We start from the raw sequence: 11,109 nt of genomic DNA, 5'->3' as shown, positions 1-11,109 counted from the left end.
AAATATGCGCACCTGTATTGGTAAATATGCGCAGTCTGATTTGGGCATAAAGAAAGCGCCCGAGTGGGGCGCTTAACGGTTGCTGGGGATTAGTCGAGTTGGGGCTTTGGTGGACGCTGTCGAATAGAGGTGGCGGTCTTGGTGACCATGACTCCGTTGGCGTCGGCGGTGATGCCGGCGTTAGGCCAAACAGTCAAAATGTCGTGAATGGCTTTCTTGACATCGGTGCGGAAGTTTACCCAATCTTGACCTTTGGTGAGTTTTTTGGTGGCGAAGTTTGCGGCCATCATTTCCCACGTGAAGGTGTAGGCGTCGCGGTTGTTTTTCGCCAGCCAATACTGCTTGAGAGTCAGCCAGATGTAGATGTCCATTGAGCGGGGTTTGGTGAGTTCTCGTAGGACGTTGAGGTCGATTGGGATGGGGGATTCTGCGATGTGCTTGAAGAACTTTTCGGTTAGCGCTAGCTCTGACTCAATGAAGCTTCCCTGGTTGGGGTCTCGGGGGTCGAACCAGAGGTTCCAGCCGTCCAAGATTTGGGTGTTGCTGCCTTGAGCGTGCACTCCGTCATCGCTTTCGACGGTAATGGTAGAACCTGCGATACGAAGGATTTGTTCGCGAATGTTTTTCAGGTTGCCTGTTGCTCCGCCAGTTCCGCGGCCTAGAACGCCGATTGCTTTGAGGAAATGGTTCATCGAGTGGCCGAGCGGGATGCGGCGCGCTTCCTGCTCGTCGATTTTCCCTTCTTTGAGGCGTCCAGCGTTTTCTACTGCTCGGGTAATGACGTAGGCCATGATGAGGCGCGGATACTTGCCGTAGGGGAGACCTCTGCGAGAGTAGACCGAGATTATCCCTTGTGCAGTTTCTACGACGCGCTCATTGTTTTCTGCTTTGCGGTAGGGGAAGAGTGCTTGGACGAAGAGTTTGGAGGTGTAGCCGACGTCTTGGGCTTGGAGGAGTTCTTGTGCGGCGTCGTGTTCTTGCCTGCGGGCTAGTTCTTTGACTGCTTCGAGCTTGGCGCGGCGCTCGTCTGGGGTGTGTGGGGGCTGCATGGTGCCGTGGTCTCCTTTTGGATTATCGACACCGCCCGTGTTGTGCTTTGCTCACTGTCCGTGGGGAAGTGGTAAAGTCTTACCCGACACGGTCGGTGTCGTTTTCTTTTTTGGGCCCCCGCTAGAGCGCCAACTCTATGATGCGGGGGTTTCCTCATGTTTTGAGGAATGTGCGCGCCCTGGACTTGAACCGAGGGTGTGTGCCGCTCGCGCTGCGCACCCCACGGGTGTGGGGCGCGTCTTTTTATTTTCTCCGCCTATTAAATCACATCAGTGTGACTTACTGGGAGATTTAGTAATGGTGGCGGCTGTTGCCAAGAAGCCTTATTGGCCGTTTGCTTTGATGAAGCTTGCTCGGAACCTAAGGTATTAGTGGAGTCACTGTTGTTCTTCGGGCTCGTCTTTTAGCCCGTTGAGCATTATTTGGTTAAACAAGTTGTTGATTGTCTTCTCTTCGAAGTCTGCAGCCACTTGATTCCAATGGAATTCTTCTAGTTTGGGAAGCATGGCTGTAATAGCCATTTTTAAGTAGAAACCTCGACTACGTCCTGTCCTATCGCAGAGAGTGTCGAGTCGTTCAATGATTTCATCTGGCATCCGTACAGACACCACACGTCCGGAAGGGTGGGGTGCTTGTTTCATATGCAGTATCCTCTCCTTGGCAGCAATGGTAAACATTGTTTACCATTGCTGCCACTCTTGGGACTGTCGATAGAATTGTTTAATCGACACTGTGTAAACAATGTTTACCACACGTAAGACTGGTGGAGTCTTCTCAAACTCTTTAACAGCATCATGAGCGGCGCGCGCCACAGAGAGGAAGGACGCTTCCGTGGGCGCACTGCCATTTATCGGCTACCAACCATGTCCCCATCTGCACTCATCGCCATGCTGGTCTGGATGCTCATTGCCCAGATACGACGCGCAGGATTGGGAACAGGAATCATCAGAGCGTTAGGCGGAGTAATCGCCTGGGTAATCATCTGGTTCTTCCTCACCTTCCTCGGCGTGATGGTTTGCTCCATGGCTGACCACTACGAGCGCGCTACGGACGAGACCAACGACTCGCCATACTCCAACCCGTATGACGCCGCGCCCGTCAACCCCGGTGAGTAGTACGACCTGAACGAGCAACAGTAGCCGCAGCCGCTAACGTCGAAGACTGTCTTTCTCTCTACTGACTACTGGTCGCCATTGTCATCGGCATCATCGCCGCCAGCGTCCTTAGTGGCGCTGGCGGCTTCGTCGTTGTCCCGGCCCTCATCATTGCCAGCGTGCGACTCATCGTCTCCAGAGGAGTCCTCCGCACTAGGGGAGGACTCCTTAGCAGTCTTGAGCATGTCGTTGAAATCGCGCTGGCTTACACCGACGAGCTCGCGCACGAGTTCTTTAGGTTCCCCTAGGTCGATAATGGACTGCGAGGCTTGACCAATCTTTTCGTTCAACTTGTCTCGTTGCTCAATAAGGCTGAGCAACGAGTTGATGCTCTTCTTCCGGTCGCGCAGCTTACGCTGTTCTTCTTCGAGACGCTGACGCAGTTCCTGACGCTTCTTCAAACTTCTACTTGCGGTAACCATAAACCCACAATGCCAGCGCACACACCGCCCCGCTCCTGACACAAACACCACGCGGGAAGTTCGGCGTAATCGGAAGCAAGCAGTGGACTATCCCTGCAGTCTCTCGACAGCGCTGTAGACCTGCAGCCGTGGGCGCGAGCGCCCTTTTTACAACACACTATATGCACTCTTAGTGTTAATCGGGTTTTGGCTGCTAGACTAGGGCGCATGATGACCCTGCGCGTAGTCAATAGCGGAACAGGTTATGAGTACCTGTTGCGCTCTGTGGCTACCAATGATGGGCCGACAGATGCGCCAAGTTTGTCGAAGTATTACGACGCGAAAGGCACCCCGCCAGGTCGTTGGTTAGGCTCTGGTTTGGCCGGTTTGAACACCGAAACGGTCACCGAAGGTGGGGAAGTTACCGAGTCTCAAATGGCCGCGTTGTATGGCGTAGGTCTGCACCCAGATGCGGATATGAAGATGTCCGAAGGTCAGAAAATCAAAGACGTACAGTTGGGGCGTCCTTTCGCTAATTTCACTAATGATGTGCCGGTTTTGGTGGCACTTCGTGACGCGGAGCGCCGCCATAGGCAGACAACGGGCACGTTGATGAGCAAGCAAGAACGCGCCGAGTTAGTCCAGGATATTGGCCGAGAATTCTTCATTGAAGAACACGGAGTCGAGCCGCAATCGGGCCGGGAAGTCGTCAACTGGGTCAATGGTTTAAAGGACAATGTGCGTCAGTCTGTGTCGGGTTTTGACCTGACTTTTTCGCCTGCTAAGTCCGTGTCGGTGGCGTGGGCATTGTCTGATGAGAAGACCGCGCAGCGTATTGAGGCGCTTCATCACCAGGCCGTAAAGGAAGCTATGGCGTGGGCAGAAGACAACGCTTTGTTTACCCGAGTTGGCAAGCAAGGGCGTGAGCAAGTCAAGACGAAAGGCTTCGTCGCGTCGGAGTTTAAGCACTACGATACGCGCGCAGGAGACCCGGATCTGCACTCGCACGTGCTGGTATCCAACAAGGTTCAGACCGAAGATGGGCGCTGGTTGTCCATCGATGGGTACACCTTGATGAAGTATCATCAGTCGATTTCGCACCGCTATGATTCCATCTTGAACACCCTGCTTTCTAACGAGATGGGCTACACTTTCACCGCCTGCGACCATGGGGTCAACAAGGAACCTACGTGGGAGATTGACGGTATTTCGCAGTCGCTGATGGAGTCTTTTTCCAAGCGTCGACGCGGCGCACAGCCGGTCTATAAGCGACTCGTGGAAGAGTTTGTTGCCGCGCGTGGTGCAACCCCTAACTCGGTTGAGGTGGGTCGGTTGTGGCAGCAAGCTATCTTGGAAACCCGTGATGCAAAGCGTGAACCAGAAAGCCTTGCAGAGCTTCGCGCAGGCTGGAAAGCGGAAGTCTCCGCGCGTGATACTGGGGCAGAGGAACTCGCTGCCATCGCCCAACTTGCCGCAGATTCTGGACGTGATGAGCGTCCAGTCTTTCGTTCCGAGGACCACCTTTCAGGTCTTATCGACGAGGTTTTAGACACCGTTGTCAGACGTCGTTCTTACTTTCGCGCCTCGCATGTAGCGACTGCTGCGGGTGGAAAACTCCAAGGCTATCGCTTCGATTCTCTTTCCGAGCGCGACCTTATCCACGCCACTGTGGTGGAAGCAATTGTTCGCGATAAGGCCATTTCCTTGAATGATTTCGACGTCCTGGAACTGCCCGAAGCCCTGAAGAACTCGGCTGGAAAGGCCCGGGATGCCCGCGCTGATAGCGAGCTTTATACCACCCAGGACATCCTCGATACCGAAGACAAAGCACTGGGCGCACTCAACGAACCGGTGGCCGCATTCGCACCATCTGCAGCGATTGATAAAGCACTGGATGAACACGAAGCAGAGGCTGGGTTCCGCCTTAACGCAGGGCAGGAATCCATGGCCCGCTACCTCCTTACCTGCGGCACACTCGCCGCTACCGGCGTAGGCCCGGCAGGTACTGGCAAGACTGCATCTATGCGTCTGGTTGCCAACGTGTGGGCCAATGAAGGCCGCAACGTGATTGGTCTGGCCCCGTCTGCCCAGGCGGCAGAGGTGTTGTCGAAAGACTTAGGTTTTGATGCTTTTACCATCGACAAACTCACCTACACCTGGCGTGGAAACCACCCAACAAAGCCCGGCCATAGTCTTAAAGACCTTCCGGTTTCTATTAACGCGGGCGATATGATCATCGTCGACGAGGCCGGCATGGCCTCGACCCCTAACATCGGCTCGCTGTTAGACATTGCCGAGGAAGCAGGCGCAGTCGTGCGCTTTATCGGTGACCATAAACAGCTCGGCGCGGTAGAAAACGGCGGACTATTCGGCGCAATGGTCAACGCCGCAGACCGCACGGATAATCAACTCTCCGAAGTCGTGCGCTTCGGCGGAGACCGTGAACAATCCGCCACCAGCTTGCGTTTGCGTGACGGAGATTCGTCTACTTTCGACTTCTATACAGAGCGTGGTTGGGTCAATGGTGGCGCACGCAGCGACATGCTAGGTAAAGCCGCAGCAGACTACCTGGCTGATATTTCTAGCGGTAAAACCAGCCTTCTCATTGCTGCTACCAACCGCGATGTGGCAGAACTCAACGAGACAATCCGCGCCCACTACATCGCCCACGGTGAGGTTGACACCACCGTGGAAGCTCAGCTTTCTAGAGGTGAACAAGCCGGTGTTGGCGATACGATTCTGGCGCGCAAAAACCAGACGTTCTACGACGATGAGACTGCTACGAGTACCCGTATCAACAACGGCACCCTTATGACAGTCACCGCCATTGCCGACAACGGCAGTATCACCGCCCGCAACACAGCAACCGGTGAGACCCTGTGCCTGCCAGCAGACTACGTCCACGACAATGTGCAGCTAGGCTATGCCGCTACTGTCCACCGCGCCCAGGGCAGCACCGTGGACTGCACCCGCGCGGTAATCGACCACCACGTGGATAGAGCAGGGCTGTATGTGGCACTTACACGCGGCAAAATCGCCAACCACATCTATGCTGTTACCGAACACCAGCTAGATGAACTGGCCGAAGAAGGCCACTACCACTACCAAGGAATACGCCAAGCCCCCAGTGTCAGGGACGTCTTTAATAAGGCAATCTCGCGCGATAACAGCCCAAAGGCTGCACGCGAGGTCATAGCCGACGTCGTAGACGAGCAGACCTCACCCGATCGCATGATGAGCCTATGGCTTATGGGCAAAGATGAGGCCACCAACGACTTCATCGACGCTTACCTACCCGACTGGATCGACACCCTGCCCGGTGACCTTGCTCAAAAGATTGAAACCAGCGATGACGGCACAGAACCTATCCGCCACGGCTGGGCAAAACTCATTGACGCGGGCATTGACCCGCGCACCGTCATGGACGCGGCGACCCGCGATATTGACAACGCCCACGATCCGGCACGCCTTATCCGCTACCGCCTAGATGAACAGCTTCGCCAGCTTGATACGGGCAAACGCAACCAACTACCACCTGTATCCAGGCATGCAGATATAGAACTCGATACGTGGCTTCGCACCCACAACCCTTACGATCGCGCGGAAACTGCTCGCCTTACTGGAAAGGAAGGAAACCTTAACCAGCTCAACCAAACTGTGCTGGCAGAGCACGCACGCTTTGCTCGTTCCAAGGTGGAATCGCTCACTTGGCAGGAAGCAAGTATTACTACTCGCCTCTACGAAGACAAAGACGCAGCCCTTAACGAGGTAAAGGCTAACTTCCAGCAGGTGCGTCTTGATGCTGCGCGTATTCGCGCCTATGAGCAGGCCATGGCAGACCACAGTTCCGCCTTGCGTGAAGAAGAAGCTGCCCTGGCAGACATTGAGCACCAACGCCTACTGGCTGATGATTACACCCGCCCGGTAGCCGAGCGGGCTTATGACCACGACGCGGCAGGCTATGGCACCTACCAACAGCGCATAGACCATGCGCACAAGCGTCTTGAACAGGCGCAACAGCGCCGCAGCCTAGCGCAGCAGGCCATTGAAGACACCGGCGCTAACCTTCCGGAGGCACGATTGTGGGAGGAAATCTGCTACCGCGCCGAGGACCACGAAGAATGGGACAAGCGCCTCCACGCAGCCCAACAGTACGACAGCGAACACACCGATAGGCTGCAACAACGCCTCGATACTATCCGCCGCGAGAAAATGGACTGGGCCGACCGCGCCGACATCGCTACCCGCTTGCGCGAAGAAGAAATCCCGAACGATGTTGCCGACCATGCAGGCTATATCGCCGATGAAGTAAACCTCCTGGCCGCACAACGCACCTACGAACTACGCCGCCTCGGCATAGACGAATCCGCCCAAGACACCATCCGCGACATGATGGCAGACACCATCGCCGCCGCCTACGAGCACGACACCACTGACTATGACGAGCCAGACACCTCCTACAACGAGGTGGAAGAAGAACCATCAGCACCTGAGACCACCCCAGAAGCCGACAACACCGACAACACCCAGGACGAAGACGCCGGCGATCTGCACCAGGGCGCACAAGCAGGCCTCGACTTCCTCGCTAGCCTCGGCCTAGGTGGCGAGCAACAAAGCGTTACCAGCGACAGCGATACCACTGACGAACAAGCACCTGCTGACGACCTTGAAGAAGAACAAGGCCCAGAGCTCTAGAAACAGCGAGGTAAAAGCACTAGAGCGCATATGTGTATATACCTATATCCGCATATGTGTATGTAGGTATATACACCAGATAGTTAGCTTCTTTCCTCGAGCCATCGTGTTGCCCACTCTTCAAAAAGTTGGGAGATACTCTTCTCTTCTTCCACTGCGGCGAGTTTGAGCTCTTTAATCAATTGCCGATCGCGGACGTACAACTGAAGGCGTGTCGCTTTATCGTTAGCTTGGGCGAACATCTTTGTTGAAGGCGAGACCTCCGACTTATTTCCAGACGATTCTTCCCGCGCCTTATTTTTAGCCTTTGGAATTGCCATTGCCTACCCCTTAATCCTCAAATGCTGCGACTACTTCTCGAGCCAAAGAATCCCAAACCTTCGTACTACTGGGCTTTGTTCCGAAAGCGCGACGTGTAGCCGCCCTCGTTGGGATGACTGTTTCAGCAAGCGCTGCAGTTTCATCACCCTCCAGTTCGGCATGGACTTCATCTAGAAGTTTTTCCCTTCTGTCGACATTCGACAGAACAACTGCTGTTGGTATCCCCATTTCTATTAGCCAAGAAAGTGTGACCTGCGTTCGATCAATATCCATCGGGGAAACACCAGTTGGAAGAAGGACTAAATCGGCAGCCTCGGCGCTTTCGGTTATGAAAGCTAAACCACCTGGAGGGGTGTCGACTATAAGAAAGTCCGGATTGTTCCCTCTCCTGACTACTCCAGGGAAATCATTTGAACTGCGGACAGATTCGATGGGAAATGGAAAATCCTTTACTCTGCTCGCCCATCGGGTGGCAGATTGCTGGGGGTCGCCGTCTGCGACTGCAACCGTATAACCCATCTTCCGAATTGCCTCTGCGAGCATTACCGAAAGTGTGGTCTTCCCTGTCCCGCCCTTCGACTGAATCACGGAAATTACTCGAGTCATAAAGCAAGAATAGATTTAGAGAAGATCTCTCCAGGTAGCGACATGCGCATGTGTGTATATCATGCTATGTGGAGGGAAACCATTAAGTAGAGAGCTGAACTAAAAATCACTTTATGCGCATGTACTGATATGCACATATGCATATATGCGCATCTCGAAATTTAAAGCTATCCACTTGCTGAGGGATATTCCGGTTGCGGGCGCGTTGTAAGGCGGTATGGTTTTGGGTGTCCGCAGCGCACCTCCCCCGGCGCATAGTCGGACGGAAGGAAAATAAAAAGCCACAATCCCCCCCGCAGGTGGCTTCTCCCCTAGTGCTCCCAACGACGAGAAGCACTAGGGGAGTTTCCTTTTATTGAGCGCCGTTTTCCTTCGGCCGGCCAGGGGTTTCGTGGAAAGATTGAAGATGTTTCTTGAAAGGTGCTGTTGCAAAGTTGGGGCAGTAGGAAGACCGGCGTGGAATAATCAGGTCCATGGGCATCTTCTCCGGTCGGCAGTTCCCTCGTGAAATCATCCTGTGGGCGGTGCGGTGGTACTGCCGCTACGGCGTGAGCTATCGCGACCTCGAAGAGATGATGACCGAGCGGGGAGTGCCGGTCGATCACACCACGATCTACCGCTGGGTCCAGAAATATGCTCCTGAGCTGGATAAGAAGACCCGGTGGTATCGGCAAGTTCCTGACTGGCAGGCCAGGTCCTGGCGGGTGGATGAGACCTATATCCGGGTCGGGGGAAAGTGGTGCTACCTCTATCGGGCAATCACCGCAGGTGGCCAGACCCTGGACTTCTACCTCTCACCAAAACGCAACGTCGCGGCAGCGAAGCGTTTCCTGGCGAAGACGCTGCGGTCGAATAAATCGGCAGGCTATCCGCGGGTGATCAGCACCGACAAGGCCCCCTCACTCGCCAGGGCAATCTCTGAGCTGAAGGCGGAAGGCGTCTGTCCATCGACGGTCGAGCATCGTCGGGTGAAATACCTCAACAACGTCATTGAAGGCGATCATGGCCGGTTAAAGCGGATCCTGGGGCCGAAAGGAGCATTCAAAAACCAAACGTCTGCCTACCGGACGTTGAAAGGGATGGAAGCGATGCACTCATTGCGGAAGGGGCAGGGCACGATGTTTGCCTATGGTCACCCGAATCCGGATGCAGTGATTGTTAGCCGGGTATTCGAGACGGCCTGACAACACAGGCACATAGCGTTGATCACACAATAAAAACGGAGCTTTCTTGGCTCCCGCCCCAAGTTGCAACAGCACCATAATTTGACCAGTAGGTCCGTATACGGCGACTACTGCTTGGATTGGGTCCTCTGGATAACTAGCAGCATGGTTGGCTAAAGCCGAGATCTCCCCGCAAGGACCACCGAGGAAATGGTGCGCGTTCAAACCGAGTACGTGTTTTCCTGATTTGGTAAGGAGCGCTGCGGCTACAGTGTGGTCTTCTCCGTCCTGAAAACGCTGTGCATGGGTGGTTGCTTTGGCCAGTAAATTTCGAAGTTCGTTGGTAATCACTCTTTAAGGGTAATAATTGCCAACGCGCTTTATCTATGTGAAGACAGAGATCGTGAACACCGGGGTTTCTGAGATGTACCAATCGCTTACAAAGCAAGACAGGACCATACGAGGACGTTGAGTGGATAGAGCGTCGAGTTTTAAGTTCAATGTTAGCTAAGGGCCTTATTAAAAGCGTTTGGCAACACGCGCTCCTATTTACCTTCGTATCTCGCGAGACGCTGACGTGGATGGCCTCACCATCGACCGGCAGCGTCAGGACTGTGAAGCCATTGCAAAGCAGCGTGGCTTGGACGTTGGACATAGGACATAACTACGTCGATCAGTCCATTTCCGCGTCAAAGAAGAATGTGGCTCGCCCCGACTACGACGCCATGGTGGCATCCTTTGAACGCGGCGAAATCGACGCGATCATCTGCTGGGACCTCGAACTACCCGCCCCACGTCGGTGGGTAGTCCGATCAGTCGGACAAAACTACTCCCGCACCACAGCGTAATAAGGGGTGCACCTTAAAAACATCCGGAGGTGGGGGTAACTCCCCCTCGTTGCCCAGAGACAAAATACGCCAGTGGCGTCTGTACGACGAGCCGAAGGTAGGACAAATTCCAATCCAGAGAGGTCTTGCACTGTTGCGGTGCGGTTGTCTTCTTTCTCACCGTATTGGACCCTGCGAAATTAATTGGATACGATAGGCCCATGTTGATTTCAGGTTCCGTTTTCATGCGGCCGCTCACCAGCCGCTAAGGCGGTTTTCTCCCTCCCGCAGGTTAGAAACCGCTCCGGTCCTTTAGCCGGGCGGCCATTTGCCATGCCCGGCTCCGTTTCAACTCCACGGAGCACACCTGATGTCTACATACGGATACGGCCGTCACGAACATGGCCAAAATTTTCTCACAGACCACAAGATCATCAACTCCATCGTCGATCTTGTAAAACAAACCTCCGGCCCCATCATTGAGATCGGGCCAGGAAGCGGTGCCCTCACTCACCCGATATCCCACTTGGGGAGGGCAATAACGGCAGTTGAGGTAGACGCAAAACTAGCTGCCAAACTCACAAAAAAGACCGCCTCGGCGTCGGTCGAAGTGGTCCATGATGATTTCCTCAACTTCCCGTTACCCGCCACTCCCTGCGTCATTGTGGGAAACATTCCCTTTCACCTCACCACTGCCATTCTTCGAAAGCTGTTGCATGCGCCGGCATGGACTGACGCTGTACTCCTCATGCAGTGGGAAGTCGCTCGCCGCCGGGCCGGGGTAGGTGCAAGCACGATGATGACAGCTCAGTGGTCCCCATGGTTCACGTTTCACCTTGGTTCCCGAGTACCAAGGTTTGCTTTCCGGCCACAGCCAAACGTTGACGGGGGG

The 11,109-nt window shown here is 54.6% G+C and carries 10 protein-coding genes; 5 read left to right on the top strand and 5 right to left on the bottom strand.

Going from position 1 to position 11,109, the window contains the following annotated elements:
* Nucleotides 1-89: 89 nt before the first annotated feature.
* Together HMPREF2967_RS02315 and HMPREF2967_RS12750 are read right to left on the bottom strand one after the other, a co-directional pair.
* Nucleotides 90-1,049, bottom strand: coding sequence for a replication protein RepA (locus HMPREF2967_RS02315; RefSeq protein ID WP_049377316.1), 960 nt, complete (start codon nucleotides 1,047-1,049; stop codon nucleotides 90-92).
* Between the two features lie 378 nt (nucleotides 1,050-1,427).
* Entirely contained in the window at nucleotides 1,428-1,691 is a 264-nt protein-coding gene (locus HMPREF2967_RS12750) for a ribbon-helix-helix protein, CopG family (protein WP_080970368.1), read from the bottom strand.
* A gap of 222 nt (nucleotides 1,692-1,913) precedes the next feature.
* Here HMPREF2967_RS12750 and HMPREF2967_RS02310 point away from each other — a divergent pair, with 222 nt between their 5' ends.
* A complete protein-coding gene (locus tag HMPREF2967_RS02310) occupies nucleotides 1,914-2,165 on the top strand; it encodes a hypothetical protein (protein WP_070776360.1) in 252 nt (83 codons plus the stop codon).
* A 65-nt stretch (nucleotides 2,166-2,230) separates the two neighbouring features.
* Here the strand turns inward: HMPREF2967_RS02310 and HMPREF2967_RS02305 are convergent, their stop codons facing one another.
* Complete coding sequence (locus tag HMPREF2967_RS02305; RefSeq protein ID WP_232770592.1) at nucleotides 2,231-2,605, bottom strand: 3-deoxy-D-manno-octulosonate 8-phosphate phosphatase; 375 nt, start codon at nucleotides 2,603-2,605, stop codon at nucleotides 2,231-2,233.
* Nucleotides 2,606-2,833: 228 nt separating this feature from the next.
* On the opposite strand from HMPREF2967_RS02305, the gene mobF reads away from it, so the two are divergent.
* Entirely contained in the window at nucleotides 2,834-7,300 is a 4,467-nt protein-coding gene (mobF, locus tag HMPREF2967_RS02300; protein WP_070684820.1) for a MobF family relaxase, read from the top strand.
* 83 nt (nucleotides 7,301-7,383) lie between these two features.
* Here mobF and HMPREF2967_RS02295 read toward each other — a convergent pair whose 3' ends face one another.
* Entirely contained in the window at nucleotides 7,384-7,620 is a 237-nt protein-coding gene (locus tag HMPREF2967_RS02295) for a hypothetical protein (RefSeq protein ID WP_046095264.1), read from the bottom strand.
* A 10-nt stretch (nucleotides 7,621-7,630) separates the two neighbouring features.
* On the bottom strand, nucleotides 7,631-8,227 hold the full coding sequence (locus HMPREF2967_RS12745; protein WP_049147792.1) for a ParA family protein: 597 nt from the start codon (nucleotides 8,225-8,227) through the stop codon (nucleotides 7,631-7,633).
* A gap of 473 nt (nucleotides 8,228-8,700) precedes the next feature.
* Between HMPREF2967_RS12745 and HMPREF2967_RS02290 the strand changes: the two genes are divergently transcribed.
* The 3 genes from HMPREF2967_RS02290 to erm form a co-directional block, all read left to right on the top strand.
* Complete coding sequence (locus HMPREF2967_RS02290; RefSeq protein WP_011069225.1) at nucleotides 8,701-9,411, top strand: IS6-like element IS1628 family transposase; 711 nt, start codon at nucleotides 8,701-8,703, stop codon at nucleotides 9,409-9,411.
* Nucleotides 9,412-10,004: 593 nt separating this feature from the next.
* Nucleotides 10,005-10,238, top strand: a complete 234-nt coding sequence (locus HMPREF2967_RS02285) for a recombinase family protein (protein ID WP_224784272.1) — start codon at nucleotides 10,005-10,007, stop codon at nucleotides 10,236-10,238.
* 349 nt (nucleotides 10,239-10,587) lie between these two features.
* On the top strand, nucleotides 10,588-11,109 hold a 522-nt coding region (erm, locus tag HMPREF2967_RS02280), incomplete at its 3' end, for a 23S ribosomal RNA methyltransferase Erm (protein ID WP_118854822.1).

The organism is Corynebacterium sp. HMSC059E07 (assembly GCF_001814395.1).
Taxonomy (GTDB): Bacteria; Actinomycetota; Actinomycetes; order Mycobacteriales; family Mycobacteriaceae; genus Corynebacterium; species Corynebacterium hesseae.
This window is presented reverse-complemented; position numbering and strand designations above follow the sequence as displayed.